Consider the following 26,649-nt stretch of genomic DNA (forward strand, 5'->3'; position numbering starts at 1 on the left):
GACACCTTCCTATTCGGCGGCCTGCAGCCCGGCGGGCGGCGCGGACGCCAGGACGTCCTCGATGCGTCGCTTGCAGCAGCCACCGACGGCATTGGTGTGATTTCTGACTGCCTCGACGCTCCTCAGGCCATGCGCGTAGATCGCATCTTCGATCGTGCCGAGATCGACTGTGTTGCAGGAGCAGATCTTTCTCGCGCGCCGCGCCGCTTCGGCGAGCGCCGGATCGTGCGCGATCGCCGCCACCGGCGATTGCATATGCACCATCGCCTTGGCCAAAGCCTCCCATGGCGCCGGTCGACGTAGCTGGTTCCACATCGGGTTAGAGAGCGACTTATCGATCTCCTCCACCAGCTTGACCATTCCGACATATCCCATATAGGCGTGGCAACGCTCCTGGTTGACATCGAGCCAGGGCATCGCCGCCTTCAGTGCAACGAACTGCGATTTGCCGCCCGAGAGCATGATGTCCGCCTTGGCGTCCTTCAGCATTCTGTACATTTCGCGCGGCGTCATATCCTCGATCATGTGGGCATCTTGCCCCATGAGCAGCTTGATGCGTTCCTTGTCCTCCCTCGTCGACTTCTTCACACTGGTTCCGACCATTTCGAGGCCGGCTTCCTGTAGCGCCGCAACGACCGACCATGACTTGACGCCGCCGGTAATCAATAAAGCCTTCTTGCCTTTGAATCGTGGCTTGTACGGTTCGATCGCAGCCCACGCTCTCGCCTCCTCGCGTGCGATCACCGCTTCGGTGCGCCCGAGCAGCTCTTGCGGCGCGCCACGTTCAACCAATAAGCGGGCGATCTGGCGCAGCGAATAGCTCGAATCCTGAATACCGTAGAACGACCCTTCGAAGAACGGGATCCCGTAGCGTTCCTCCATCTTGCGTGCGACGTTGACCATGGCCTTCGAGCACACCAGCATCGCTGCCCGTGCGCGATGGGATGAAGCGACTTCGCGATATTTGCCATCGCCCGAGATGCAAGACAGAATCCGAATGCCAAGCTCTTCGAACAACGGCTTTACCTGCCAGAGCTCTCCCGAGAGATTAAATTCTCCGATCAGGTTTACATCGTACGGTGTGGCGTAGTCCGGCTCCTGCGTTCCGATTACATAGTCGAGCAAGGCCTCGCCGGCGAGCTTGTTACCGAGGTTCTTGGAACCAACGAACCCCGGGGAATTGATCGGAATCACCGGCTTGCCGAACCTTTGAGACGCCGCCTTGCAGACCGCGTTGATATCGTCGCCGATCATGGCCGGGATGCAGGTCTGATAGACGAAGATTGCGGGCGGGTCGCGCTTGTCGATGATCTCTTTGATCGCTTTGCAGAGCCGCTTCTCGCCCCCAAATACGATATCGGTTTCGCTCATATCGGTTGTGAATGCCGTGCGCCACAGACTAGAGCCGGAGGACGCCGCGCCGCGATTGTCCCAAGAATTGCCTTCGCATGCGATCGGACCATGCACGAGGTGAGCGACGTCGGTAAAGGGCTGCAGCGCAATCTTGGCGCCGTCGAAGGCACACCCGCCCGCAGCGCCGCCCGGCTGCAGTTGCTTGGTGCAACCCTTCTTGCGCTCAGCCTCCGACTTATTGCCATTCTTGGCGCAGCCCGGCTCGCTGAAGATATCCTGGACCGTGGCCGCTAGCGAACTCATCAGCTTTTTCCTCTCTGCGAAAGCAACTCTCTGCCGACCATGTTGCACGCGCGCCATCGGCGAGTGTTCCGGCGATGGCACGCGCACTCTCCGCCATCAACGAATGATGTCGAAGCTATAGTCAGTCTTGCCAAGAACATTGGTCTTCTTGTCGATTTCATCGAAGATCTTGTCGAGGATCTTCACCAGTACATTCAGGCCGCCCTGATAGCCCCACACGGGGGAGCGGTGATGGTGATGCCGATCAAAAATTGGAAACCCGATGCGGATCAGTGGCGTTCCAGTGTCCCGTTCCAGGTACTTGCCGTGTGTATTGCCAATCAGAAAGTCAACCGGCTCCGTGAACAGGAGCGAGCGCATGTGCCAGAGGTCCCGCCCCGGATAGGCTTGGCAGCCCTGACCAAATGGCGAGCTTGCAAACAGCGCCTGCATTTTTTCCTGCCACGCCTTGTTGCCATTGGTGGACAGCACATGGGTCGGTTCGGCGCCGAGTTCGAGCAGAAAGGCAGCCAACCCATAGCAGAGATCCGGATCGCCATAGATCGCGAACTTCTTGCCATGGATATGCGCGCTGGAGTCCGCGATGGCATCAACCAAGCGGCCACGCTCTCGCGCGAGCTCCTCCGGAATCTCCTTGCCGCTGATGCGTGATAACGCCACGAGAAAATCATCCGTTGCGGACACACCGACCGGATAATTGAAAGACACGACGTCCTGGCCATGCTCGGACACGAACGGCAGCGTTTTTTCCGTACACCATTGCTGCATGGAGATTGTCGCCTTGGCGTGAATCGCGTTCGCCGCGTCTTCCAGCGTGGTGCCGCCGTCATACATCCGGAACTCGCCATCGGTCGGGGTATCGAAGACTTCAGAGTTATCGGCGAGAACCGTATGTTCGATGCCCATCAATGCCAAGATTCGCTTGATCTCGCGAAGGTTTCCAACGGTATTGCCATCAAAGCCGCCGATGATGTTGATTGCCTCATTTGGCTTGCGTTCCAGCTTCGGCGCCGTTCCGGCCTTGCCGTCCCAAAAATGCTCGAGAATGCCCTTGAGTGCGTTGTCGTAGCCCGTGACGTGGCTGCCGACGAACGCCGGCGTATGTGCGAAGGGCACGTCGAACTCTGCCGGAACCGAGCCTTTTTCCTTCGACGTCTTGATGAAGGCGTTGAGGTCATCGCCGATTACCTCAGCCATGCAGGTCGTCGAGACCGCAATCATCTTGGGTTTGTACATGTTGTAGCTGTTGGCGAGGCCGTCGATCATATTGTTCAGCCCCCCGAACACAGCGGCGTCTTCCGTCATCGACGAAGACACGCAGGAGCTCGGCTCCTTAAAGTGCCGCGACAGATGGCTGCGGTAATAGGCCACGCAGCCTTGCGAGCCATGGACGAAGGGCAGCGTGCCCTCAAAACCGACTGAGACGAAAACGGCGCCAAGCGGCTGGCAGGCTTTGGCCGGATTTACCGCAAGCGCCTCCCGCGCGAAATTCTTTTCGCGATATTCGGGGGTTTTCGTCCATTCCTTGATACGTTCGACCTCGGCAGGATCGCGGGGATTTTCGAACAACTTCTTGTCGGCCAGCATTTGTTGGTATTCTGGACCGCGGAACAGTTCGAGATGATCGAGCACATGTTCTGCACTCTGCGCCATGTTAGGATCCTTCACTATCGAAATTGATATCGCCCAACTCTCCGCAGAGAGCGGGATCGGTTGCTCTATTGTGGAACCAAGTGCTTGTTATTCTGCAGCCAAGAGCTTGGCTTTCGAGGCTTCCTTCCAAGGTGCCTTCATCTTCTTCCAGATCGGCGAGTTGACAGCCATGTCCATGTCGCGAGCAAAGATCGCAAAGCCGTCATAGCCGTGATATGGGCCCGAATAGTCCCAGGAATGCATCTGCCGGAACGGCACACCCATCTTTTGGAAAACGTACTTTTCCTTGATGCCCGAGCCGACCAGATCAGGCTGGAGCTTTTCGACGAAGCGCTCGAACTCATAGCCGTTGACGTCGTCGTAGATGAGCGTGCTGTCCTTTACATAATGCTGGGCGGTGCGCTGATAGTCGTCGTTATGACCGAACTCGTATCCGGTTCCCACGACTTCCATGCCGAGGTCCTCGTAGGCGCCAATCACATGACGCGGACGAAGCCCGCCGACGTACAGCATCACCGTCTTGCCCTGCAGGCGCGGGCGATATTTTGCGATCACGGCATTCACCAGCGGCTGGTACTTTTCGATCACCCGCTCGGCACCCTCCTTGATCTTGTCGTCGAAATAGCCGGCAATCTTGCGCAGCGATTCTGCAATCTTTGAAGGTCCGAAGAAGTTGTACTCGCACCAGGGGATACCGAACTTCTCCTCCATATGACGCGAGATGTAGTTCATCGAACGGTAGCAATGCAGAATGTTGAGCTTCGCCTTTGGCGTTGCTTCGAGCTCGGCGAGTGAACCGTCGCCGGACCACTGTGCAATCACCCGCAGGCCCATTTCCTCCAGCAGAATTCGCGATGACCAGGCATCGCCGCCGATATTGTAGTCTCCAATGATCGCAACATCGTAGGGCGTCGGCTCGAACTTTGGTTTGCCGTCGGGGTCGAGCTTGTCGAAAATCCAATCGCGCACCGCGTCGTTGGCGATGTGGTGGCCAAGCGACTGCGACACACCGCGAAAGCCCTCACAGCGGACCGGCACGATGGTCTTGCCGCCATATTCCTTGGATTTTGACCTTGACACGGCCTCGATGTCGTCCCCGATCAATCCGATCGGGCATTCCGATTGGATGGTGATGCCGTGGTTGAGCGGGAAAAGCTCCTGGATTTCGTCAAGGACTTTAACCAGCTTCTTGTCGCCTCCGAATACGATGTCCTTCTCCTGGAAATCGGAGGTGAATTGCAGGGTCACAAAACTATCGACGCCCGTTGTGCCAACGTAGTAGTTGCGACGCGAGCCCCACGAATACTGGCCGCAGCCAACCGGGCCATGGCTGATATGGACCATGTCCTTGATCGGCCCCCAGACCACTCCCTTGGATCCTGCATAGGCGCAGCCTCTGATTGTCATCACACCAGGTATGGATTTGATGTTGGACTTGACTCCGCAATCGGACTTCCCGGCCTGGTGAACGTTCAGATGCTTGGCACGCCGCTTCGCGGTCTTCTCTGGATAGACCTTCAGCACCTCGTCGATCAGCTGTTTGTTACGAGCCCTGATTTCTGCAATGCTCTGGGTCGTGGCGAGACTCATGCTGATGTCCTTCAAGGGTTAGCGGTTGGAAGAGCTTCTTGCTGACCAAGACTTTTGCAACGAGCATGCCAGTCCATCGGGAGCGCAAAAACCAGAACAAATAGACACAGTTAGCGCGGCTCGTGCGATGAGGCTGGTTGTTGTTGCGAACGCGACATCGCGCTTTGCGCGGAGACTTCTTCGTTTACCCTGTTCGAAATGGAACAAGTGCCGGCTATGCGCGAAGTTGCGCCGCGCAGTTCTCGAAGACGCGAAGTTGCCGCCGATTGCAAGATTTTGCGATCGCGCTCGGCGGGACGGCCGCTAACATGGACGAGCGGGTGGCTGGCGGCTCCGGCTTGCCAATACCATCTATGCTGCAGGGCACGACGGATGCTTACCTTCAGCGAAGACGATGATGGTCTTGTGTATGACGTCATCGCCCGCCGAGGTCGATGCAAGCTCCGTAGCCACTTAGACGTGGCACACTCGCCGTCTCACGAGAACAGCTGCCGTGCCTTGATGAGCGCACCGACGAGCGTATCAATCTCTTCACGTGTGTTGTAGAGGCCGAAGGACGCACGGCATGTCGCCAGAACACCGAACCGCTTGAGCAGCGGCATCGCGCAATGGGCCCCTGCCCGCACCGCCACACCTGCGCGGTCGATGACGGTGGCAATATCATGCGCATGCGCATTCTTCATATCAAAGGAGATGATCGGCCCCTTCTCGGCTGGTGTCCCGATCAAGCGCACGGAGTTGATGTCCGCCAGCTGCTGCTGAGCGTAAGCAAGCAGTGCGCTTTCGTGCTCGCGGATCTGCTTCTTGCCTATTGAATTGATGTAGTCCACAGCCGCCCCCAGACCGACCGCCTCGACGATCGGTGGCGTACCCGCTTCGAAGCGGTGCGGCGGATCACCATAGATGACGCCGGTACGTGAGACCTCACGGATCATTTCGCCCCCGCCATTGAAGGGTGGCATCAACGCCAGATGCTCAGATTTGCCGTAGAGCATGCCGATGCCGGTCGGACCATAGAGTTTGTGGCCCGTCATCACGTAGAAATCGCAATCGATGCCGCAGACGTCGGCGTTCAGATGGACGCATCCTTGCGAACCATCGATCAGCACCGGGATACCGCGAGCGTGCGCGATCCTCACCACCTCCTTTACCGGTAAGATGGTCCCCAGAGCATTCGACATTTGTGTGATCGCAACCATCTTGGTGCGCCGGGTCAGGAGCTGCTCAAAGGCATCCAGCAGGAAGTTGCCGTCATCATCCACTGGTGCCCATTTGATCACCGCACCGTGGCGCTCTCTGAGAAAATGCCACGGCACGATGTTGGAATGATGTTCCATCATCGAGAGAACGATCTCATCGCCCGGGGTGACGCGTTCACGGCCGAAGGTCTGGGCGACCAGATTGATTGCCTCGGTGGCGCTGCGGGTGAAGATGATCTCTTCGTTTAGACGGGCGTTCACAAATTGCGCCAGCTTGGCACGCGCGCCTTCATACGCCTCGGTCGCAGCGTTAGCGAGGTAGTGCAAACCGCGATGCACGTTGGCATATTCGCTTGAGTAGACCTGCATCATGCGGTCAAGTACCGCCTTCGGCTTCTGAGCCGAGGCGGCATTGTCGAGATAGACCAGCGGCCTGCCATAGACCGTCATGCTCAACGCAGGAAAGTCCGCACGCAGACGGTTGACCTCGTACCTGCCATTGCTCATCGCTGGATGCACGCTCATCTCCGCGCCTGCATCCAGTGTTCAGTTTGCGCGGTCACGAAATCGCGCAGGCTCTCGGGGGCGATTTCCTCAATCGCCTCGCCCAGGAATGCTCCAATCAGCAACGCCTGCGCGTCCTTCTCGGATAGACCACGAGCACGCAGATAAAATACGAGAGCACCGTCCAGCGCACCTGACGTCGATCCGTGGCCGCAACTCACGTCGTCGGCCAAGATTTCGAGTTCGGGCTTGTTGTCGGCCCGGGCCTCGTCGGACAGAAGCAGCGCTCGCGTCGTCAGGGTGGCGTCCGCCTTCTGCGCGCCAGGACGAACGACAATCTGGCCTTGGAGCACCGAACGGCCGCATTCGTCGATGACCGCACGGAACTTCTCCCGACTGGTGCAATGTGGCACGGCGTGATCGACCACCATTGTCGTGTCGACGTGCTGCTTGTGCCTGATGAGATTGACGGCGTTCGCCGAGAGCTTGGATCCCTCGCCAGTCAGCGTGACGAATCCCTGGTAGCGACTGACGGAGCCGCTGCAGGTCATGCTGAAGAGACCCAGCTTCGCCCTGGCGCCGACCGCGATGATGCTTGATGAGATATGCACCGCGTCAGCGGCGTCGGCCGCCAGTCGGATATGCGAAAGGCTCGCCTCGTCACCAACCAGGGCAATTGTCGCATCGTTGGTCTGATAGCCGCTCGCGCCTTCAACCGAGGCGAAACTCTCCACTAAGGCCGCATGCGCGCCTTGGCCGAGTTGCAGATAGGAACGCGTGAAGTTGGACACCAACGATCCGGTCGTGACGTGAACGATCTGAATCGGACGCTTCACCGCTTCGCCGTCAGAAATCGTAATCACCAAGCCATCGGTCGCCATAGCCGCATTGAGCGAGATCACCGCATCTGTCGTCGTCGACAGCACCAGGCCGGCCATCGCGCTGTCGGTCGTATCTTCCAGGACCTCCCGGAGCGACCGCACAGCGACCCCGTCTTCCAGACTGTCCAAATCGGAAAGGCTCGGTACGAATATACCATCCACCAGGACGAGTTTGACCGCCCGATCGACTGCTGTTTGCTTAACCGACGCCGCTGCGCGCACCAGCGCAGTCGCATCGGGTCGCGGAGCGAGTGGCAGGACCGCGCCAATCAGGGTGCGCAGATCGGTGTATTTCCAGGCCTCGATGCGCCGATGCGGGAGGCCGGCACGCTCGTAGGCTTCGAACGCCCTCGCACGGATATGAGCGACGAGCCCGGAGCCAGGCAACCGTCCATGCGCCGCGGCAAAGACATTGTCCGTTGCGCGCCCGGCGGCGGTTTTGGTCACAACCTGCTTCATCGGGAAATCTCGTGCGCGGTCACGCCGCGTCTTCGAATTGTGCGTAGCCACAAGCCTCAAGCTCCAGCGCGAGTTCTTTTCCGCCGCTCTTTCTTATCTGCCCTTTCGACATCACGTGGACAACGTCCGGCACGATGTAGTCGAGAAGCCGCCGATAGTGGCTGATTACAATCATCGCGCGCTCCGACGAACGCAGAGAGTTGATGCCACCCGCGACAATCCGCAGCGCGTCAATGTCGAGGCCGGAATCTATCTCGTCCAGGATGCACAGACTCGGTTCGAGCAGCGCCATCTGCAAAATCTCGTTGCGTTTCTTCTCGCCGCCGGAAAATCCGACATTGAGGCCGCGCTTGAGCATGCCTTGCGGTATATTGAGCGAATTAGCAACCTCGCGAACGCGTTTTATAAAATCGGGGGTGGAGAATTCCGTTTGTGCTCGCGCCTTGCGCTGGGCGTTCAGCGCCGCGCGCAGGAAGTTCATGGTGGTCGCCCCGGGAATTTCCACCGGATATTGGAAGGCAAGAAATACGCCCCTAGTGGCGCGCTCGTTTGCTTCCATCGCGAGCAGGTCCTCACCGTTGAATAAGATTTGGCCGGCGCTCACTTGATAGCCGGGCTTGCCGGAGATAACGTGACTGAGTGTGGACTTGCCGGAGCCGTTCGGCCCCATGATCGCATGCACCTCACCCGCATTGACCGTAAGATCGAGGCCGCGAAGAATTTCGCAGCCCTCGATACCAACATGCAAATCTCGGACTTCGAGTAGCGCCATTTTAACCTGCCCCTGAAATGCGTTATCCAGAACGCAAGCCGCAATCACAAGGGCTCGCGGAAACGTTTAGTTACCCGACGGATCCCTCGAGCGAGATAGAGATCAACTTCTGCGCTTCCACCGCGAACTCCATCGGCAACTTTTGCAGCACGTCTTTCGCGAAACCGTTGACGACGAGGCCAGTGGCCTGTTGCTCGCTCAAGCCTCTCTGCACGCAGTAGAACAGCACGTCCTCGGAAATCTTCGACGTCGTCGCTTCATGCTCGAACGTCGCCGAGGAATTCTTGGCCTCGACATAGGGCACGGTGTGCGCGCCACATTTGTCGCCGATCAGGAGCGAGTCGCAGGCGGTGTAGTTGCGCGCGCCGGTGGCCTTGCGATGAGCGCTGACCAGGCCGCGATAGGTGGTCTGCGAGTTGCCGGCGGCGATGCCCTTCGAAATGATCCGGCTCGACGTGTTCTTGCCGAGGTGAATCATCTTGGTGCCGCTATCGACCTGCTGGAAACCGTTCGAGATCGCGATCGAGTAGAACTCGCCGCTCGAATTGTCGCCGCGCAGGATGCAGCTCGGATATTTCCAGGTGATCGCCGAGCCGGTCTCGACCTGGGTCCAGGAGATCTTGGAGTTCCTGCCGCGGCAGTCGCCACGCTTGGTGACAAAATTGTAGATACCGCCCTTGCCTTCCGAATTGCCCGGGTACCAGTTCTGCACCGTCGAATACTTGATCTCGGCATCATCGAGCGTGACGAGCTCGACCACGGCGGCGTGCAGCTGGTTCTCGTCGCGCTGCGGCGCGGTGCAGCCTTCGAGATAGGAGACGTAGGAGCCCTTGTCGGCGATGATCAGCGTGCGCTCGAACTGGCCGGTGTTGCGCTCGTTGATGCGGAAATAGGTCGACAGCTCCATCGGGCAGCGCACGCCCGGCGGCACGTAGACGAACGAGCCGTCGGAGAAGACCGCCGAATTCAATGTCGCGAAGTAATTGTCGGAGGTCGGCACCACGGTGCCGAGATATTTCTGCACCAGCTCGGGATGCTCGCGGATCGCCTCCGAGATCGGCATGAAGATCACGCCGGCCGCCTTCAACTCCTTCTGGAAGGTGGTCGCCACCGAGACCGAGTCGAACACGGCGTCGACCGCGATCTTGCGGTTCGGCGTCTGCTCACCGCCGGGCGGCGGCTCGACGCCCTCGAGGATCGCGACCTCGCGCAACGGGATGCCGAGCTTCTCGTAGGTCTTGAGGATTTCCGGATCGATCTCGTCGATCGAGGACAGCATCTTCTTCGGCTTCGGCGCCGCGTAGTAGTAGATGTCCTGGTAGTCGATCTTCGGATAGTCGACGCGCGCCCAGGTCGGCTCTGTCATGGTCAGCCAGCGGCGATACGCCTCCAGGCGCCATTCCAGCATCCAGGCCGGTTCATTCTTCTTTGCGGAGATGAAGCGGACGGTGTCTTCCGACAGCCCCTTCGGGGCCTTGTCGGACTCGATCTGCGTCTCAAACCCATATCGATACTGGTCGACGTCGATGCGCCGGACGCGCTCGACCGTCTCTGGCACAGCTACCATTGTCTACTCCGCTCCCCCACGGAACACTCCAGCCAACGATGATTGGCCCACGCCCCCTCCAAGCTGATCGTGCAAGTCATGGCCAACGCGGGATCAGCGGGTGAGAGAATCAGGCCCCCGATCCAGCCAACTGTTCGGGAGACACGCAGCGCGCAACGCACGCCGAATGCTGTCGCTAGAGTCTTCATCCTGCTTTGTGCCGGAGTCCCCCTCATGAGCTAACCCCTATGCCGGTACGCAGGTGTCGGGCACTGGGCAAACGACAGCGCATTGCGGCGCGTCAAAATGACCTTCACATTGAGTGCACTGGGCCGGATTGATCACATATATGTCGTTTTTCAGGCTAATCGCCGCGTTCGGACATTCGAACTCACACGCGCCACAGACGGTGCACTGGGACGCGATTATCTTGTAGGCCATTACTGCGATTCCATAAGCAAAGTGCGGACCGCTTCTTGCTTTCAAGTCTTATGCCAAAGAGCCTGGGCTTGATTTTTCTCGGCTATTTTCCAAGGCATGTCGCCGCCTCAACGGTTGTCGCAAATGCTACAATTGGCCTCACGGCAGCTTAATCTCGACGCGTAGTTGGAGCGCAGGGTCGATCCGGCGGTGGTCGGCCGATGAGGCGAGGTTCGTCAGTCCAGCTCGCCTCTCCACAGCACAGCCAGAAAACGTCGTGCCCGATCGCGCAGATAAAGGTCGCTTCGATGATCGCGGTCCTTCTGGCGAGCCGCGGCAGGCAATGTTCAATCCCCGCGGATTACCGGCAATCTGCTTTCCCTGTAGAGGACGGAACTACTTGGGCTCGCATCACGGGGACGACCGAAAGCCAAGCGCGATCGTCTGTTGCCCCCTCGGCTTCGGTCCGCACTCCGAAGAGACGCCAGCGGGGCTCGGCAGATCGAAAGTGCCAAAAAAAAGCCAAAGGGTGGCCCAAGTCAGGGAGGAAACGCCCGTGTGGGCCTCTGGGAATCAGGCCGCAGCCTGTTCGATCGGAGAGAAGGGGAGCCCGAGACTGTCGGCAACCGCCTTGTAAGTCAGCCGGCCCCGATGGACATTGAGGCCCGCGCGCAGGTGCGGATTCTCAAGCACGGCGGCAAAGCCCTTGTTGGCCAGAGCCAAACCAAACGGCAGTGTGGCGTTGTTCAGCGCCTGGCTCGAGGTTAGCGGCACAGCGCCGGGCATATTCGCGACGCAGTAGTGAATGATGCCATCCACTTCGTAAGTTGGATCAGCGTGAGTGGTTGGGTGCGATGTCTCAAAGCAGCCGCCTTGATCGATAGCGACATCCACGATGACCGCCCTTTTGCGCATTGAGCTCAGCATGCTCCGGCGGACCAGCTTCGGCGCGCTCGCTCCTGGAACGAGCACCGCACCAATCACCACATCGGCCACAAATACCTCCTCCTCCACGGATTCGATGGTGGAAAATCTGGTACGAACGCGCCCTTCGAATAGCTCGTCCAACTCGCGGAGCCGGGGTATCGAACGGTCGATAATGGTGACCTCCGCGCCCAAACCGACCGCCATGCGTGCGGCGTGCGTGCCGACGACGCCGCCTCCGATCACCACGATCCGAGCCGGCTGAACACCGGGCACTCCACCGATCAACAGCCCTCGTCCGCCTGCACTGCGCTTCAGCGCACTACCCGCAGCTTCGATCGCAAGCCTACCCGCGACCTCGCTCATCGGCGCCAGCAGCGGAAGACCACCATGGGCATCAGTTACGGTCTCATAAGCGATCGCGGTGCACCCAGATTTCAGGAGCCCCTTGGCCTGCTCCGGGTCTGGCGCCAGATGCAGGTAAGTGAAGAGGATCTGGCTCTCCCGCAGTTGGCTCCATTCGGACGGCTGAGGCTCCTTAACCTTTACGATCATCTCGCTCGACGCGAATATTTCGCCTGCGGAATCGAGAATCGTTGCGCCGGCGGCGCGATAATCGTCATCGGTTGCACCAATGCCGGCGCCGGCATTGGTCTCGATCATCACGCGGTGGCCCGCTGCCACGTATTCGCGGACGGCTCCAGGGGTAAGGCCCACGCGATATTCGTGCGCCTTGATTTCCTTGGGGACTCCGACCTTCATTTGAAAACTCCCTGCCTGGAGGGGCTTTTTAATCGCAAGAGCGCAGCGATATTGCGAGGCAGGTGCATAAATGGCGCAGGAATTCGGCGATCTTTAATCAGCTGCGCAGGATTTCAAACAAACAGGTACGAAGCGGATTGAGACGACCATGCTCGCTCAGTTTAACCATCGTTCCCTCATGTTCTCCGCAAATGGGTGTGGCGTGTTCAGCAGATCCGAGGCAATTGTTCGCCTGATAACCAATCGACAATTCGTCCGCCGCCAAAACTGGTCGCCATTTGCACAAATTTGCGATCGTCAGCTACGGCCTCGCCAATATCGGCTGCATCGCACCCGAGCGGATGCGCCTTCATGGCTGCAAGCACGGCATCAGCGACATCAGGCGCGACGATCGCAACGAGCTTGCCCTCATTGGCGACATGGATCGGATCAAGCCCAAGGAGTTCGCAGGTGGCCGCAACCGCGGGCTTTACCGGAATGGCCGCTTCCTGCAGACGGAACCCGAGGCCAGATTGATGAGCAATCTCGTTGAGAGTGGCGGCAAGACCGCCGCGCGTGGGGTCACGCATCACGCGGATGCCGCCCCCGCCGGCCGCCATCATGACGGCCACCAAGTCATGCAGCGATGCGGAATCCGAGACGATCTCAACTTGAAGAGCGGTGTTCTGGCGGGTTGACATGATCGCCACCCCATGATCGCCAAGGCTGCCCGACACCAGCACACGGTCCCCGATCACTGCTTTGTCGGCGGACAAATCGAGCCCATCGGCCAGAACCCCGATCCCGGTCGTAGAGATGAACAACCCATCCGCCTTGCCGCGCTCGACGACCTTGGTATCCCCAGTGATGATGTTAACGCCGGCACCGCGCGCCGCCGCGCCCATCGACTGCGCAATCGTCCTTAGATCCGAAAGCCGGAAACCCTCCTCGATGATGAAGCTAGCCGACAGATAGAGCGGACACGCGCCGGCCATCACGACATCATTGATCGTGCCGTGCACCGCCAACGACCCGATATTGCCGCCGGGAAAGAACAGTGGCGAAATCACGTAGCCGTCGGTCGTCATCACCATTCTGCCTGCCGCAACCTCAAACGCCGACTGATCATTGCAGCGGGCGAGCCATTCATTACCGAAGGCTTGGTGAAAAAGGCCGGAGATCAGTTGTGCCATGGCGCGCCCCCCGGATCCGTGGGAAAGATCAACGCGTCCGTTCTCGACGTCGAGCTTGCCATGATAATCCTTGAGGCTCATGACAACCGTCTCACTTGATCATCGCGAACTCGGCCGTAGGTCCAATACGCGGCACAAGCGCCTTCCGAGGAAACCATGCAGGACCCGATGGGTGTTTCCGGCGTGCAGACGGTTCCAAACAGCTTGCAGTCAACCGGCCGCTTGGCGCCGCGCAGGATCGCGCAGCACTCGCATGCCGGATTGTCGGCGACACGCAGCTCGTGCATCGCAAAACGCGCCTCGGCATCAAATCCCGCGTAAACCCGCTTGAGCATCAGTCCGCTGTTGGAGACGAGCCCAAGCCCCCGCCATTCGAACTGCTCACGCAGTTCGAATACCTGCGAGACCTCGTCCTTGGCGCGTCGATTGCCTTGGCGCGTCACTGCACGGCTGTATTGGTTCTCCACCTCGTAGCGGCCTTCGTTCACCTGCCGCACCAGCATCAGGATCGCCTGCATCACGTCGAGCGGTTCAAATCCCGCGATGACGATCGGCTTACCGAATTGTTCCACCAGGGGCTCGTAAGGCTGCGTACCGATGATCGTACTGACATGTGCAGGACCGACGAAGCCATCGATTGCGACCCCACCGATGTTGCGCATCTTCGGGTTCTCGAGAATGCTGTGCATCGCAGAGGGCGTAAGCACGTGGTTGCAGAACACGCTGAGGCCCCTCAGCCGCTTCTTTTCAGCAATCCGGACCATCACCGCCGTCGGGGGCGTCGTGGTCTCAAATCCGATAGCAAAGAAGACCACCTCCCGGTTTGGTGCCTGTTCGGCGAGCCGGATAGCGTCGAGCGTCGAATAGACCATCCGAATGTCTGCGCCGAGCGCTTTGGCGCGCATGAGGGACTGCCCCTGCGAGCCGGGCGCGCGCATCAGGTCGCCATACACGCACAGAGTGACCTCCGGCCGCTCGACGAGCCGGATCGCCATGTCGATCCGGCTGGCGGGCAGAACGCAGACCGGACAACCGGGCCCGTGGATCATGCGAACGTTCGCGGGCAGCAAATCCTCGAGGCCGTAGCGGGAGATCGCATGAGTGTGTCCGCCGCAGAATTCCATGAACCGGTAAGCCCGTCGCGCACCAGCTTCGGCGCCAATCGCCCGCGCGAGCCCCTGTGCGATGGTCTTGTCACGAAATTCATCGGCATATTTCATCATCGGAGTTCCTGCCCTGCACTGCCCAGCTCCTGCAAGAGCTCCAACGTGCGCTTGGCTTCTGTCGGGTTAATCTTGGATAGCGCGTAGCCGACATGGACAAGAACGCTGTCGCCGACATCGAGCTCCTCGATGAGAGCGATCGATATTTCCAAGCTGACCCCATCGATGGACACGATCGCCATATCGTCGGGAAGAATTTTCGAAATCTTTGCCGGGACCGAAAGACACATGTCAGGTTGCTCCTTCCAGGGCTGACGACTGTTCGGCAGTCTGCAGAGCGGCAATCCAGGCCTGCCCAAGGCTCAAGCCGCCATCGTTGGGCGGCAGCTGCCGTGGCACCAGCGGAGTGAGGCCTGCGCTGCGGCAACCGCGCTCAATTTCATCCACCAGCACCGCGTTCAGAAAACAGCCGCCGCTTAAAACGATGGTATTGACGCCGGTTCTCCGCGCAGCGCGCCTGACCCAGTCAATGCAGGCGGCGGCGAAGGTGCCATGAAACAGCCCGGCTCCGTCCGCGGCGTCGATGTTGTCTGCAATCAACCGCGAAAATAGCGGACGAAGCGACAGCACGCCGCGGTCGACGGTCCAGCCCGCTTCGAATATCTCAGTCCGCCGCACCAGCGCCTCGAGCTTCATCGCGGCCTCGCCCTCATAGCTCTGCAAACTTACAACCCCCAGCAGCGCTGCCGCGGCATCAAATAACCGGCCCGCGCTGGTCGTGGTGGCCCCGCCTGCTTGATCGAGCAATGCTGACACACGCCCGGCCTGCCGCTGCGCAGCAAAGCGAGGCCCGATTTCATGACCCCGGCCGAGCGCCTGTAATATTGCGCTTGCCATACGCCACGGCTCGCGGGCTGCGCGATCGCCGCCAGGCATTTGCAGGGGCGCGAGATGCCCGATGCGTCGAAACCTCGTTCCTTCGCACAACAATAGCTCGCCACCCCAGTTACCACCGTCGGAACCGAAGCCATGGCCGTCGAGCACCAAGGCAAGCGCAGGCCCGGCATGGCCATGCTCAGCGATGACGGCGGCAGCGTGGGCGTGGTGATGCTGCACGGCGACAAGCGCCCGGCCGCTTGCTTGCGCAAACCGGGTCGACGCCATATCGGGATGCAGATCATGGGCAATGACGACAGGCTCCACATCAAGGATCGATGTGAGGTGGTGGATCGTCTGCTCGAACACACAGATCCCTTCGGCCGTATCAAGATCGCCAATATGCTGGGAGACGAAGGCTTCGTTGCCCCGCGTGATGGTAACGGTTGACTTCAGCGCGCCGCCGACGGCGAGCACGACTGGCACAGACCTCGCAAGCCGGATCGGTTCGGGAACATAGCCACGTGCCCGGCGAACGAACCGAGGCCGGCTGGCCACCACCGACAGCACGGTGTCATCGGCACGCGTCAGGATATCTCGATCATGGGTCACGACAAGATCGGCAATCCCCTTGAGCCGCCGCAGCGCCTGCGCGTTGTCGATCACGAGCGGTTCGCCGCAAGAATTGGCGCTGGTTGCGACGATGACCGGGGCTGCCCCCGCAAGCCATGCTCCTGTCGAGTGAAACGCATGAAAGATGAGGTGATGCAGTGGCGCTACCGGCAGCATGACACCTACGCGCGATAAGCCAGGAGCCGTCGCGGGCGCCAAATCATTGCGCGAAGCTAAAAGGACGATGGGACGTGCTACGGATTCGAGCAGCGCAAGCTCTGCCGCGTTCGCTTCCGCGATTTCATTGACACGCTCTATGGAACCGACCATGACCGCGAACGGCTTCTGGGGGCGCTGCTTTCTGCTGCGCAAACGCTGCACGGCGTCCTGGTTGCGCGCATCGCAAAGCAGCTGATAGCCGCCGAGCCCCTTTATCGCCACGATTTGGCCGCCGGCAATCGCCGCAACAATGGCGTTGACCCCATGGCTAAGCCGAGGACCGCATATCGGACACGCGATCGCCTCCGCGTGAAACCTGCGGCTCGCTGGATCGGCATATTCGGCCGCGCAGGCGGCACACAGCCTGAAAGCCTTCATGACCGTGTTGCGGCGATCGTACGGAAGCTGTTCGGCGATCGTGTAGCGCGGGCCGCAATGGGAGCAGCTGACGAAGGGATAAAGGTAATGGCGATTTTCTGGATCGAATAGCTCACCTAGGCATTGCGGGCAGGTCGCGGCATCGGCAACCATCCGAGTTGACAACCTGCCGCCTTCGCTCGCGCGAATCGAAAAGTCTTGTGCCGCGAGGGCCCCGGTCCGCTGAACGCAAATGTGGTCGATACGTGCCAGTGGAGGCGGCTCGAGCGGCAAAGCGGCGACAAACTCGGGCGCCCGATTACCCTCGACTTCGATTGTGACGCCCTCGGGGCCATTGACGACAAACCCCGCCAATCCGTATCGCGTGGCGAGGCCAAAGACGTAGGGGCGAAAGCCGACCCCTTGCACGGCCCCGCTCACGCGCACGCGCAGCCGTGTTCGCTCGCAGATGGCGGCGGCGCTCATCGCCTGGTGTCCTTCAAGGCGCGCCTTTGATGCGCTGCCTGCTTATCGATCCAAGCGTAGAATGCGCCAAAACCCTCGCCGGTCCGCGCCGAGACCGTGAGGACTTCGATCTTGGAATTGACGCGTCTTGCGTATTCAACGGTCCTGCCCAAATCGAACTCAAGCAGCGATGCCAGATCAATCTTGTTGATCAGCATGAGCGAGCAAGCGGCAAACATATCCGGATATTTGAGCGGCTTGTCTTCGCCTTCGCTGGTCGACAACACCACGATCTTGCAGGCCTCGCCTAGATCGAAGGCAGCGGGACAGACCAAATTACCGACGTTCTCGATGAAGAGAATACCGCGCGTGAGGGGCGGTAAGCGGCGATACGCCTCACCAATCATGGCAGCATCGAGATGGCAACACTTTCCGGTATTGACTTGAATAGCTGGCACGCCGGCCGAGCGAATGCGTTCGGCATCGTTCGAGGTCTGCTGATCGCCCTCGATGACGCCGATCGTGCAGCTGCGCTTGAGCTCGGACACGGCGCGGACCAGCAGCGAGGTCTTGCCTGCACCAGGACTGGACATAAAATTAAATACGAGCAGCTCGTCGGCCATGAAGAGGGCGCGGTTTTCCGCCGCAATCCTGCTATTCTTGCCAAGGATGTCGCGCCCGACCTGAATGACGCCCTGACAGCTCATGCCCGCGACCTTCAAGGCAGCCGGGTCGGCGTCGCGGCTCACAAGCGCCTGCCCACCATGCGCCTGAGGACCGCCAGGATGATGAGGGTGGTCATGGCCGGCTTGGTGTGAATGCTGCAGGCCCTGGTCGCCATGCAGATGCGCCTCATGGCGATCGCAATTGTCCTGCACATGGGGACGGTCGCGAGCGCTGCCTTGCGCATCATGCGCTTCGGCGCGTTCGGTTGAAGACACCTGTCCGCTGCAGCCGCATACGCTACACATCAATCGATCTCCAGCTCTTTCCTTCGCATCTCTTCGCCTGCTGTTACCTGCAAGTGATAGCTGCCGCAGTGTGGACAGCACTCATCGCGTCGTGCAATCTTGACGCTCTTCGAACAGATCATGCACCAGGCCACGCCGGGACATTCGATGATTTTAAGGGCCGCGCCCTCGGCAATGGTCCGCGTTGCAACGACAGCAAAGCAGAACCTGATCGCTTCAGGCGCAACATGGCTCAACGCCCCGATCTCCAGACAGACGCTCCGCACCTGGGAAAACGATCGGCGACGCGCCTCCTCCTCGACGATTTCGACGATGCTTTGACAAAGCGCCATTTCATGCATCGTCAACTTTGCGAAACTTCAGTGTGAACCCGACGCAGGGATCAAGCGATTCAATCACCGCACGAACCGCTTTCTGATGTCGTCTCGCCGTCAGCACCGCGCCCTGCAGATTCCGGACAAGCGGTCCGCGCCAATGGAAATTCCATTCCGTCGGCGCAAGACATTCGAAGCGGGATATCTGGCCCTGAGGATCAAGCTCGACCGCGTGATAGAGGCGGCCCCTGGCGCATTCGACCGCGGCCGCGCCTCGTCCAGGACCTAGCTTGTAGCGTTCGATGATCCCAGGCTCGGCCGATTCGATATGAGCACCGGCCTTGAGCCAATCGCATAGCTGCCCGATTTCTGCAATTCTGGCCTTCAGCCGCGCGACCGCACCCGACCGACCCAGCCAGAGCCGATCACGCGTCATTTGGCGCGCCCATGGACCCGTCTCGGGCGCATGCCCACCAAGATCGGGACAATGGCAAAATGTCGGGTCATCGCCGAGCAGCCGTTGAGTGATGTTGCGGTCGTCGGCAACGGACAGGAACGAGTGCGCGATCGAGATGGACTTCAAGTCGACTTCGTCAAGCGCTGCAATGCAAAGCGCGAACGGGCTACCGGGCCTCGGCGCGCCATCTTCATCCGGCATGCCGAGTGCCGCGAGCGCCGCCACAATCTGCGCTATAGCCTCGCGCCGAGCAGAGCCGCGTGCTGGCCGTGCGGTGCCCACAAGCATTGATAGTCCCCGTATGAGGGACCGGACCGCCGCCGCACTAACGTTCGGCGTAGGAAGCCCGACCAAGAGGCCCCGCAGCAATTCTGAGATGCGCTCGGCAACGACAAGGATCATACGACGCTGTGTCGTCGCGAGGATGATCTTTTCGTCACGTGCCGCCTCGATTGCGGACAGCAATGCGGTTTGTTGCGCAGCGGCACATACTGTGAAGAGATGCGGCAGCGCCTTGAGCAACGCCGAGGCCGGTTTGCCGCCGAACAGCCGTGCCAGTGGCGGCCGGACTCGCGGCAGGATCTCGACCGCGGCGATGACGTCGGCAGCAAGCGATATGGTGACATCGATTTTGTTGCGAGCGACGAGGCTCATGCGCACCGCTCCGTCATCATCTCGCGCAAGAAACGTCGGCGGTCGAACAGACAGAGACGTGGCGCATCGGTGTGATTTAGCGCTCGGCGGTTGGGCGGCCACGTTGTGGCAAGGACCGCTGCTCCGGCGCGGGCGCCACCCATGTCGTTGCGTGCGGAGATCGCCGAAAGCAGGGAGCAACAGGCAATCGAGCCCAATGATGCGATTTCGTTGACACCAAGCTCAATATTGCGGGATCGAACTCGCAAGCGCAGGTTCGATTTCCGCCCAGCATGCCGTTGGCAGGCGCTGTTATGCAGGAAGACTACCACCTTCATGGCCCAAGGCGCGCCCATCATGCTAACGGCCCAGCCCTCTGCACGTGCGAAACCCCGATCGCTTGGACCCTGAATACGGATCGTTCAAGGTCGGTCGCGTACGCACGGTTCGACCGGCGATATCCCAGTCGGCTGCTACGAGCATCTCCTCAGGTGCCGACACATCGGCGTGCTTGCTCCTGCGAGGGTCCTGTTCGCAGTCAAGCATCATTTTCAACCGACGCGAAGCCGACCTTCGAGATGCGAAAGCCGAAGACGCTTTCAATTTTCGGGACGCAACGCAGTCGCGCAGCAGTCTGTGTCACCATCGCTCTCTGGTCGATTGTGCACGATCCAGCCAATGCTACGTTGGACGCGGGCGTCGTCCGGAAGAGCCAAGCGAATGCCAGATATTCTTTCACGTGACGTAAGCCTTCATGATTTCCTGCAGGCGTTCGGCGGAATCCTCGAAATCCTCGTCCGCAGCCACCGCAACTATCGGCACGCCGCCGATCTCAAGCGTATCCAGGATGATGTTGTCGATAGAATTGAAGAACTGCACCGACCACACATTCCGTGTCGCGGTCGCCTGCACTCGGCATGCGCCGTAGCCGCGAAAGATGAGCTGGACCGGACCATTGCCCACGCTTTGCTGGAGAAACGCCAGGTCGATGTCGTTCATCGGCAAAAGCGTGAGATTGATGACATGCGTGCGCATGCCAGGCCGCCAGGCGCGGACCCGCTCGCGTGTTTCGGCGAGCACCGGCAGCACGTTCATCGCCCCATCTGGCGCGGTGCCGATCGCCAGATCGGTCGACGTCAGATCCGTTGCGGCGCGCCACACAATCTGCGGGATCGCCCCGACCTCAACATATTCGTGTGCCGGATCCGTCCCGATGCGCACGCGCCAGATTCCCGCAAGTACGGACTCCTGTATTTCCGCCTGAGAGCCATCTGGCAGCGCAACGACGCCGGCGACCTCGCCTTCTCCAAGCACTTCGGCAATCAGGTTGCGCTCGAGATCATTGAGATTCGAAAGCCTGTACAGTTGCGTGCGTGCGCTACTCTTCTGGCCACGAGCGGCGGCAGCGGCGTTCGATAGCAGCGTGATGGCATTCGGACAGCTTTTTACAAGCTCGTCGGCATCGCGCCAGGCGCGCTTGGCCAGCGCCGCCACGGCCGTGGTCCCGCTATGGACGATGTCGCGACTATCCGCATCCACGGGAAACCCGCGAACCGCTGCAGCGGCGCCTTCGTGTCCGATACGCGCCGCCGTTTTCATGATGCGACGTTCCGTGGGGCTTGCCAAGAGGCAATGCTATCGGCGGTGCAGTCGCCACCGGCGTGTGGTCCGACGATCGGTGCCGAGATGCGGTCGATCTTGACCAAACGAATCTGGCTCTTGCCGACCCGGCGGAGTGTGCCGAGCTGATGGCACTCGATTTGCGTCGGCGAGCCACGCAGGCCGAGCCGCCCACCCAGCTCGTTACCGGCGCTGCGCGCGGTTGCGCCCCCTTGCATGGGCCGCCGATGCGCCTTGATCCGTTGAGAAAGCGCGACTGCGACGTGGTTGGCCCAGAGCCAATTTACGGGACCCGCTGCCGACGGCAGCTCCACGCCCCACCTCCCGGGATCCTGCGCGGCCAGATGTGCACCGGCGTTCGCTCTCTCTACCTCGGACAGAGCGGGCCGCGCCAGATCATGCTGCGCCGGCTGCAATTTCATCAGACGCCTTTCTGATAGTCTTCGGGTTCTGCTCGGCGAGCTATTAGCAAGGCACATGCCAATCCAGCGTCTCGCTGCAATCGCGTTCGCGCCCGGATCAGTGGCTGTGAGCGCTTGACATCTGCTGTGTATAGGTTGCCTACGATGCAGATTCGATTTGCGAGCAAGGCGCGGTAGCGCGATGTCTGTGCGCGGCGCCGCTAGCGCAGGTGGTCGGGCAATTTCGGCTCATGACCGATCAAGTCCGCAAAGAAGCGATCGCAGTCCTCGCCATTGAGGCCGGCCTCGAGCCCGTCGAGTGCTTCCGAGATCCGCCTTGCGTCGTCCTCCTCCAACAGCCGCACCGCTGTGTCGATATGGACGAGGACCTTGGCGCCGACCGACGCGCCAGAGAGCAGCATGACTGAGACACGCCGCTGTTCATCGCCATGCTCGCATAGCGCCGTGATGCCGTCGGTCTCAACAATCGTCATTGGTAAGCCAAGGCACATGAATAGCCGCTCGCCGCTAGATCAGCTGCGCCCTTTCATAATTGACATGGTCGATATTGTTCCCCAACAGGCCTTCTGATGTAGGCAGCGGCGAGGCCCGCAGTTTCGCCGGCGAGCCCCACTGCGCTAGCAGTTTGCAAGCCAGTTCGATCGCAGGCGCGATCTGAAAGCGCACCGGAGCCGTCAGCGGACCGCCCCAACGCTCCAGGTCCAGCGGCTGACAGCCGATCAGAGCGAGCTCTCGCGGGCAGCGGTCAAGCAGGTCGGCTGCACTCAAGACCTCTTGAAAGCCGGTCTGATGCAGACTCAGCTTCTTGGCAGCGGTAAATTTCGGCACCTCGTCATTCCGCACAAGCATCAACTTCCCGGGCGAAAGTCCATAGTCGATGGCATCGAACACGATCAGGCAATCGGCCTGCTCAAGGAAGCTGACAAGGTAGAGCCCCTGCGTGCCACCATCGAGGATGGAGACGTTGTCATCGATGGTGTAGCGACGATGAAACTCCTCTACCACTCGCACGCCGAATCCCTCGTCGGCCCATAGGATATTGCCGATGCCGAGCACCAGGATCCTTTTCTTGCTCTCCGGAGTCAGCATCCGCTTCCCAGTCAATCGCGAAACTGACGCTGCCCCGAAATCATCGAGGAGATGCTCCGCCCCGACATGATGTCTTCCCGGATCACCGCGTAGACGTGGACCAGCGCAAAGGTCACGACGACCCACAGCCCGAGACGATGCCAGGTATGGACGTCCTGACTGTTAGGCCAGATCGCAAATACCCAGCCGAACAGCTTGTACTGCCAGCTGTCACGGCCCGCGCCCTGTCCATAAAGTGCAAAGCCTGTGACGATCATGAACGTGATCGTCTGCGTGAACATAAAGAACATCGCAAGTTGAGCCAGCCGATTGTGCCCGACGCGCCTGTCGGGCTCAACTGCGAGGAACGCGTACCAGCGCATCTCATCATACACTTCGCGCCAAAAGCAACTGCGCCAGAGCGGCACGCGAAAGATCTCCATGGCATGCGGGTTTCCCATCAGGGCCCAGTAGATCCGCAGCAGAAAGCCGACGCCGAGCACATATCCCGCAGAGAAATGCGCAAAGCGGATATAGCCGAATAGGAAATTGCCGCTAGCCTCTCCCGGCATCGCCGGTGTCCCGGTTCCAATGAGGTAGCCGGTTACGCCCAGCACCAGAATGGCCGCCGCATTGACCCAATGCCACAGCCGCACCGGCGCTTCATAGACGTAAGCGGCGCCACCGCCGCTTACAGTCGGTGGCGCATCAACGGCGGTAGGGTTTTGCGGAGCCTTGTCGGCCATGTCCCTACCGAACATTGACTGAAGCCATTTCTTGGCCGTCAGGACTGATCACATGGGTTGAGCAGGCCAAGCACGGATCAAAGGAATGGATCGTACGCAAGATCTCCAGGGGCCGCTGCGGGTCCGCGATCGGGGTACCGATCAGGGATGCTTCAAAGGCGCCAATATTGCCCTTGGAATCGCGAGGAGACCCGTTCCACGTGGTCGGCACGACACATTGGTAATTGTCGATCTTGGTGTCCTTGATCTTGATCCAGTGCCCGAGCGCGCCGCGCGGCGCCTCGGCGAAACCGTAGCCCTTGGCCTCGTTAGGCCAGCTTTCCGGCTTCCACTTGCTGACGTTGGCGGTTGCGCTATTGCCTGCCTTGATGTGGACGACCAGCTTGTCCTGGAAATAACGCATCTGATGTGCCGCCCACTGGCACTCGAGTGCCCGCGTCGCAGTACGGCCAAATGTCGAAAACAGCGCGCTCAGGGGAAGACTGAGCCCCTTGAGCAGTCTGTTGGCCGGCTCCTTGAATTCGGCTTTGCCCTGCGCATATCCGATGATGTATCGCGCCAACGGCCCGACCTCGACGGCGTGGCCGCGCCAGCGCGGCGCTTTGATCCAGGAATACCTGCCGCCTTCGTCGAGCTCCTTGATATCTGTTCTGCTGCCTTTGACCTTTGCCCCTAGCTCAAAGTTCGGCTCGGTGATGCCCTCCCAGGGATGCAGTCCGCTGAACTCGCTAGGGTATTTATACCATGAATGCGCGACGAATTCCTGGATCTGCTCGGGATCGCCATGGTCGATCGGCAAAATCTCCTCAAGATTGCCGCCAAGAATGACGCCGCGCGGCAGCTTGAGACTTTTCGCGGAACAGTCGTTAGCGTTTTCGGGGATGTCGCCATAGGACATCACGCTTTTGCTGGAAAGTCCGCCGCCATGCAGCCAGTCTTTATAGAACGAGCCGATCGCCGCAATGTCGGGCAGATAGACTTGCTCGACAAACTCGATTGAACGGTCGATGACCGAGGACACCAGGTTAAGACGCTCCATATTGATCGCACCGGCCGCACCAGTTCCATCGATATTGATCGCGCAGGCCACGCCGCCGACCAGCCAGTTCGGATGCGGGTTCTTGCCGCCATAGACTGCTTGGATCTTGACGATCTCCTTCTGGAAGTCGAGCGCCTCCAGATAATGCGCCACGGCCATCAAGTTCACTTCAGGTGGCAGCTTGTATGCCGGATGACCCCAATAGCCGTTCTTGAACGGACCGGGCTGCCCTGATCCGAAGAATTTGGTGAGCCTGATCTGCAGATCCTTGAAATAACCAGGGGACGACAGCGGCCAGGGCGAGATAGACTGCGCCAGCGCCGAGGTGGACTTGGGATCGGCCTTGAGCGCAGAGATGACGTCGACCCAATCCAGCGCGTGCAGGTGATAAAAATGCACGAGATGATCATGCACAAGCAGGCAAAGCTGCATGACGTTGCGGATCGAGTTCGCATTTTCCGGAATGGTGATCCCTAGCGCGTTTTCAACGGCACGCACCGAGGTGAGCGCATGGGTGCCGGTGCACACACCGCAAATCCGCTCGGTGAACGCCCAGGCGTCGCGCGGATCCCGCCCGCGCAGAATGACTTCGATTCCACGCCACATCGTGCCGCTCGAGACTGCATTGCGGACCACGTTGTCCGCATCGAGGTTGGCTTCGACGCGCAGGTGGCCCTCGATCCGGGTCAGCGGATCGATCACAATTCGCTTGCCGGAACGATCGAGGTTGAACCCATTCGGTGTCTGGACCACCACCGTCGCCCCCTTTAAGTCGGCTTATCTTTGGGAACTGCGCGATCCGGCTTGTGAGTCAATCGCTTCACGGCCGTGATCGCCGCATGTGCGGCGACGGCCAGCCCAACCGCGCCGGCAGCGGCCATGCCGATCTGATCGGCGTTCTTCTCGATGCCGAACTGCTGGATGGTCGTGAGCCGGTCGTAAAACGAACCTTTATCCCAAAAGCCGTCTTCGGAGCAGCCCAAGCAGCCGTAGCCTGATTGAATGGGGAATGAAACGCCGCCGTTCCAGCGAAGGGCAGAACAGGCATTGTAGGTGGTCGGCCCTTTGCACCCCATCTTGTACAGGCAGTAGCCCTTGCGGGCGTACTCATCGTCCCATGCCTCGACAAATTGGCCGGCATCGAAATGCGAACGTCGATAGCACTTGTCGTGGATGCGCTCGGAATAAAACATCTTTGGGCGTCCTTGGCGATCGAGCTCAGGAAGCCTTCCGAACGTGGTGATGAAGGTCACGAGGCCGGTCATGACCTCTGCGATGGGGGGACACCCGGGAACCTTGACGATCGGCTTGTCGGTGATCACCTTATCGATCGGTACAGCGCCGGTCGGATTGGGCTTGGCGGCTTGCACGCAGCCCCAGGATGCGCAGGTCCCCCAGGCAATGACCGCCATGGATGATTCCGCCATCCACCTGAGCCTCTCGACGAACGGCTTGCCGCGTCAATGCAGAACATGCCCCCGTCATTCAGCGGCGGGTTGCCTTCGACGGCAAGCACATATCTGCCTTTGTACCTGAGACGGGCTTCCTCGAGGATGGCTTCAGCCTGGTGACCTGCCGCAGCCATGATCATATCGTCGTAGTCGAGCGAAATCATCGACAACAGTACGTCTTTGATTAACGGATGGGCCGAGCGGCTAAAGCTTTCCGAGCAGCAGGTACACTCGAGCCCGTGCAGCCAGATGACGGGCATACGCGGTTTGGTCTCCAGGGCGTTGGCAATCCTGCTTGCGGCGAGCGGGCCGAGTCCGAAGCTCGAGGCCGTCAGACTGCAAAACTTGTGGAAACTGCGACGCGTGATACCTTGGCGTCTGATCACGCTGTAGAACGTTTCCGTTGCCCCACTCATGAACCCCTTCCAAGTTTCTCGTCGGCCCTGACGAATTGCTCACATTCAGCAGCAAAAAACGGGCCACCGATCGGCAAACATCTGACAGTTTCCAAGCCGCCACTCCGTGATTTGCAGTGGGATCGGCGAGCTAGGCGCAAGCTGCGCAACTGAGTGGCTCGTCGTGCTAATGGTGTCCGGTTTTGATCGTCGACGTGAGAACTCCAACAATGCAGCATAATAGCTCGTTCCTCGCGGCCAATGCGTTTTACTCGCTCTTTTAAGCACGGCACGATACCGGCC

23 protein-coding genes and 1 pseudogene are annotated in these 26,649 nt (G+C 60.0%); all 24 read right to left on the bottom strand.

Going from position 1 to position 26,649, the window contains the following annotated elements; all coding sequences use genetic code 11:
• Positions 1 to 9: 9 nt before the first annotated feature.
• Positions 10 to 1,656, bottom strand: coding sequence for a nitrogenase iron-molybdenum cofactor biosynthesis protein NifE (gene nifE, locus XH92_RS37770; RefSeq protein WP_194456579.1), 1,647 nt, complete (start codon positions 1,654 to 1,656; stop codon positions 10 to 12).
• A 96-nt stretch (positions 1,657 to 1,752) separates the two neighbouring features.
• Entirely contained in the window at positions 1,753 to 3,309 is a 1,557-nt protein-coding gene (gene nifK / locus XH92_RS37775; RefSeq protein WP_194456580.1) for a nitrogenase molybdenum-iron protein subunit beta, read from the bottom strand.
• Between the two features lie 87 nt (positions 3,310 to 3,396).
• Complete coding sequence (nifD, locus tag XH92_RS37780; RefSeq protein ID WP_139481299.1) at positions 3,397 to 4,899, bottom strand: nitrogenase molybdenum-iron protein alpha chain; 1,503 nt, start codon at positions 4,897 to 4,899, stop codon at positions 3,397 to 3,399.
• A 476-nt stretch (positions 4,900 to 5,375) separates the two neighbouring features.
• Positions 5,376 to 6,623, bottom strand: a complete 1,248-nt coding sequence (locus XH92_RS37785; RefSeq protein WP_194456581.1) for a cysteine desulfurase — start codon at positions 6,621 to 6,623, stop codon at positions 5,376 to 5,378.
• Positions 6,620 to 7,942, bottom strand: a complete 1,323-nt coding sequence (sufD, locus tag XH92_RS37790) for a Fe-S cluster assembly protein SufD (protein ID WP_194456582.1) — start codon at positions 7,940 to 7,942, stop codon at positions 6,620 to 6,622. The genes XH92_RS37785 and sufD overlap by 4 nt, the downstream gene beginning before the upstream one ends.
• Before the next feature lie 19 nt (positions 7,943 to 7,961).
• Positions 7,962 to 8,714 (bottom strand): Fe-S cluster assembly ATPase SufC, encoded by a 753-nt coding sequence (sufC, locus tag XH92_RS37795; protein WP_194456583.1) that lies wholly within the window; start codon positions 8,712 to 8,714, stop codon positions 7,962 to 7,964.
• Positions 8,715 to 8,784: 70 nt separating this feature from the next.
• Complete coding sequence (sufB, locus tag XH92_RS37800) at positions 8,785 to 10,281, bottom strand: Fe-S cluster assembly protein SufB (RefSeq protein WP_194456584.1); 1,497 nt, start codon at positions 10,279 to 10,281, stop codon at positions 8,785 to 8,787.
• A 225-nt stretch (positions 10,282 to 10,506) separates the two neighbouring features.
• Positions 10,507 to 10,701 (bottom strand): 4Fe-4S binding protein, encoded by a 195-nt coding sequence (locus XH92_RS37805; RefSeq protein ID WP_168855154.1) that lies wholly within the window; start codon positions 10,699 to 10,701, stop codon positions 10,507 to 10,509.
• Positions 10,702 to 11,253: 552 nt separating this feature from the next.
• Positions 11,254 to 12,366 (bottom strand): alanine dehydrogenase, encoded by a 1,113-nt coding sequence (gene ald, locus XH92_RS37810; RefSeq protein ID WP_194456585.1) that lies wholly within the window; start codon positions 12,364 to 12,366, stop codon positions 11,254 to 11,256.
• Positions 12,367 to 12,572: 206 nt separating this feature from the next.
• Entirely contained in the window at positions 12,573 to 13,619 is a 1,047-nt protein-coding gene (gene hypE, locus XH92_RS37815) for a hydrogenase expression/formation protein HypE (protein ID WP_194456586.1), read from the bottom strand.
• Positions 13,616 to 14,758, bottom strand: a complete 1,143-nt coding sequence (gene hypD / locus XH92_RS37820) for a hydrogenase formation protein HypD (protein ID WP_194461625.1) — start codon at positions 14,756 to 14,758, stop codon at positions 13,616 to 13,618. Before hypD ends, hypE begins: the two co-directional genes overlap by 4 nt.
• Positions 14,758 to 14,991 carry a HypC/HybG/HupF family hydrogenase formation chaperone gene (locus XH92_RS37825; protein WP_194456587.1) on the bottom strand — a complete coding sequence of 78 codons (234 nt, stop codon included), beginning with the start codon at positions 14,989 to 14,991 and terminating at the stop codon, positions 14,758 to 14,760. Before XH92_RS37825 ends, hypD begins: the two co-directional genes overlap by 1 nt.
• A gap of 1 nt (position 14,992) precedes the next feature.
• Complete coding sequence (hypF, locus tag XH92_RS37830) at positions 14,993 to 17,251, bottom strand: carbamoyltransferase HypF (RefSeq protein WP_194456588.1); 2,259 nt, start codon at positions 17,249 to 17,251, stop codon at positions 14,993 to 14,995.
• Positions 17,248 to 18,201, bottom strand: a complete 954-nt coding sequence (hypB, locus tag XH92_RS37835; RefSeq protein WP_194456589.1) for a hydrogenase nickel incorporation protein HypB — start codon at positions 18,199 to 18,201, stop codon at positions 17,248 to 17,250. The genes hypF and hypB overlap by 4 nt, the downstream gene beginning before the upstream one ends.
• Positions 18,201 to 18,542, bottom strand: coding sequence for a hydrogenase maturation nickel metallochaperone HypA (gene hypA, locus XH92_RS37840; protein ID WP_194461626.1), 342 nt, complete (start codon positions 18,540 to 18,542; stop codon positions 18,201 to 18,203). Before hypA ends, hypB begins: the two co-directional genes overlap by 1 nt.
• Complete coding sequence (locus XH92_RS37845; RefSeq protein WP_194456590.1) at positions 18,535 to 19,626, bottom strand: nickel-dependent hydrogenase large subunit; 1,092 nt, start codon at positions 19,624 to 19,626, stop codon at positions 18,535 to 18,537. Before XH92_RS37845 ends, hypA begins: the two co-directional genes overlap by 8 nt.
• On the bottom strand, positions 19,623 to 19,964 hold the full coding sequence (gene hybE / locus XH92_RS44165) for a [NiFe]-hydrogenase assembly chaperone HybE (protein ID WP_194456591.1): 342 nt from the start codon (positions 19,962 to 19,964) through the stop codon (positions 19,623 to 19,625). The genes XH92_RS37845 and hybE overlap by 4 nt, the downstream gene beginning before the upstream one ends.
• 376 nt (positions 19,965 to 20,340) lie before the next feature.
• Positions 20,341 to 21,204 carry a hydrogenase expression/formation protein gene (locus XH92_RS37855; RefSeq protein ID WP_194456592.1) on the bottom strand — a complete coding sequence of 288 codons (864 nt, stop codon included), beginning with the start codon at positions 21,202 to 21,204 and terminating at the stop codon, positions 20,341 to 20,343.
• Positions 21,201 to 21,647, bottom strand: coding sequence for a hypothetical protein (locus tag XH92_RS37860; protein WP_194456593.1), 447 nt, complete (start codon positions 21,645 to 21,647; stop codon positions 21,201 to 21,203). The genes XH92_RS37855 and XH92_RS37860 overlap by 4 nt, the downstream gene beginning before the upstream one ends.
• 200 nt (positions 21,648 to 21,847) lie before the next feature.
• A complete protein-coding gene (locus XH92_RS37865) occupies positions 21,848 to 22,138 on the bottom strand; it encodes a HypC/HybG/HupF family hydrogenase formation chaperone (RefSeq protein ID WP_194456594.1) in 291 nt (96 codons plus the stop codon).
• Between the two features lie 16 nt (positions 22,139 to 22,154).
• A complete protein-coding gene (locus tag XH92_RS37870; protein WP_194456595.1) occupies positions 22,155 to 22,736 on the bottom strand; it encodes a HyaD/HybD family hydrogenase maturation endopeptidase in 582 nt (193 codons plus the stop codon).
• An 11-nt stretch (positions 22,737 to 22,747) separates the two neighbouring features.
• Positions 22,748 to 23,461, bottom strand: a complete 714-nt coding sequence (gene cybH, locus XH92_RS37875) for a Ni/Fe-hydrogenase, b-type cytochrome subunit (protein ID WP_194456596.1) — start codon at positions 23,459 to 23,461, stop codon at positions 22,748 to 22,750.
• A 4-nt stretch (positions 23,462 to 23,465) separates the two neighbouring features.
• Complete coding sequence (locus XH92_RS37880; protein ID WP_194456597.1) at positions 23,466 to 25,256, bottom strand: nickel-dependent hydrogenase large subunit; 1,791 nt, start codon at positions 25,254 to 25,256, stop codon at positions 23,466 to 23,468.
• Positions 25,257 to 25,267: 11 nt separating this feature from the next.
• A pseudogene (locus XH92_RS37885) lies at positions 25,268 to 26,367 on the bottom strand (hydrogenase small subunit).
• Positions 26,368 to 26,649 lie beyond the last annotated feature (282 nt).

Source organism: Bradyrhizobium sp. CCBAU 53421, assembly GCF_015291625.1.
Lineage (GTDB): Bacteria > Pseudomonadota > Alphaproteobacteria > Rhizobiales > Xanthobacteraceae > Bradyrhizobium.

What these genes read in the sequence shown, in the direction of transcription:
- sufB (WP_194456584.1), bottom strand. Translation starts at nt 10,281, where the DNA reads ATGGTAGCTGTGCCAGAGACGGTCGAGCGCGTCCGGCGCATCGACGTC.
- sufC (WP_194456583.1), bottom strand. Translation starts at nt 8,714, where the DNA reads ATGGCGCTACTCGAAGTCCGAGATTTGCATGTTGGTATCGAGGGCTGC.
- XH92_RS37855 (WP_194456592.1), bottom strand. Translation starts at nt 21,204, where the DNA reads ATGAAAACGGCGGCGCGTATCGGACACGAAGGCGCCGCTGCAGCGGTT.
- hypD (WP_194461625.1), bottom strand. Translation starts at nt 14,758, where the DNA reads ATGAAATATGCCGATGAATTTCGTGACAAGACCATCGCACAGGGGCTC.
- XH92_RS37825 (WP_194456587.1), bottom strand. Translation starts at nt 14,991, where the DNA reads ATGTGTCTTTCGGTCCCGGCAAAGATTTCGAAAATTCTTCCCGACGAT.
- XH92_RS37805 (WP_168855154.1), bottom strand. Translation starts at nt 10,701, where the DNA reads ATGGCCTACAAGATAATCGCGTCCCAGTGCACCGTCTGTGGCGCGTGT.
- ald (WP_194456585.1), bottom strand. Translation starts at nt 12,366, where the DNA reads ATGAAGGTCGGAGTCCCCAAGGAAATCAAGGCGCACGAATATCGCGTG.
- XH92_RS37865 (WP_194456594.1), bottom strand. Translation starts at nt 22,138, where the DNA reads ATGTGCCTTGGCTTACCAATGACGATTGTTGAGACCGACGGCATCACG.
- XH92_RS37845 (WP_194456590.1), bottom strand. Translation starts at nt 19,626, where the DNA reads ATGAGCCTCGTCGCTCGCAACAAAATCGATGTCACCATATCGCTTGCT.
- XH92_RS37860 (WP_194456593.1), bottom strand. Translation starts at nt 21,647, where the DNA reads ATGAAATTGCAGCCGGCGCAGCATGATCTGGCGCGGCCCGCTCTGTCC.
- nifE (WP_194456579.1), bottom strand. Translation starts at nt 1,656, where the DNA reads ATGAGTTCGCTAGCGGCCACGGTCCAGGATATCTTCAGCGAGCCGGGC.
- XH92_RS37785 (WP_194456581.1), bottom strand. Translation starts at nt 6,623, where the DNA reads ATGAGCGTGCATCCAGCGATGAGCAATGGCAGGTACGAGGTCAACCGT.
- nifD (WP_139481299.1), bottom strand. Translation starts at nt 4,899, where the DNA reads ATGAGTCTCGCCACGACCCAGAGCATTGCAGAAATCAGGGCTCGTAAC.
- sufD (WP_194456582.1), bottom strand. Translation starts at nt 7,942, where the DNA reads ATGAAGCAGGTTGTGACCAAAACCGCCGCCGGGCGCGCAACGGACAAT.
- hypE (WP_194456586.1), bottom strand. Translation starts at nt 13,619, where the DNA reads ATGAGCCTCAAGGATTATCATGGCAAGCTCGACGTCGAGAACGGACGC.
- hypB (WP_194456589.1), bottom strand. Translation starts at nt 18,201, where the DNA reads ATGTGTAGCGTATGCGGCTGCAGCGGACAGGTGTCTTCAACCGAACGC.
- hypF (WP_194456588.1), bottom strand. Translation starts at nt 17,251, where the DNA reads ATGAGCGCCGCCGCCATCTGCGAGCGAACACGGCTGCGCGTGCGCGTG.
- XH92_RS37870 (WP_194456595.1), bottom strand. Translation starts at nt 22,736, where the DNA reads ATGCTGACTCCGGAGAGCAAGAAAAGGATCCTGGTGCTCGGCATCGGC.
- cybH (WP_194456596.1), bottom strand. Translation starts at nt 23,461, where the DNA reads ATGGCCGACAAGGCTCCGCAAAACCCTACCGCCGTTGATGCGCCACCG.
- hypA (WP_194461626.1), bottom strand. Translation starts at nt 18,542, where the DNA reads ATGCATGAAATGGCGCTTTGTCAAAGCATCGTCGAAATCGTCGAGGAG.
- hybE (WP_194456591.1), bottom strand. Translation starts at nt 19,964, where the DNA reads ATGATGGGCGCGCCTTGGGCCATGAAGGTGGTAGTCTTCCTGCATAAC.
- nifK (WP_194456580.1), bottom strand. Translation starts at nt 3,309, where the DNA reads ATGGCGCAGAGTGCAGAACATGTGCTCGATCATCTCGAACTGTTCCGC.